The 274-nt window shown below is 63.5% G+C and carries 1 protein-coding gene; it reads left to right on the top strand.

The window, feature by feature from the left end:
- On the top strand, positions 1 to 274 hold a 274-nt coding region (locus OC610_RS29220), incomplete at both ends, for a ShlB/FhaC/HecB family hemolysin secretion/activation protein (RefSeq protein WP_264433328.1).

Here is a 274-nt window from a genome sequence, read left to right as displayed (position 1 = left end):
TGGCGAGCAGCAGTGGGGAGCCTCCCTGGACTGGGACAGTCCCTTGGGCCTGGCCGACCAACTGGCTCTGCGCGGTGGCCACGATGCCATCAGCGATCACCAGAAGACTTCGCGCAACGCCATGCTCTATTACAACCTGCCGTTTGGCTGGTGGAACCTGAGCTACACCTACAGCCAAAGCGAGTACCGCGCGCTGGGCCAGGCCAACGGATTCAACTTCAAGCAGAGCGGCGACAGCCAGAGCCATCAGGTGCGCCTGGAGCGGGTGGTGCAC

This window comes from Pseudomonas agronomica, assembly GCF_025917275.1.
Taxonomy (GTDB): Bacteria; Pseudomonadota; Gammaproteobacteria; order Pseudomonadales; family Pseudomonadaceae; genus Aquipseudomonas; species Aquipseudomonas agronomica.
This window is presented reverse-complemented; position numbering and strand designations above follow the sequence as displayed.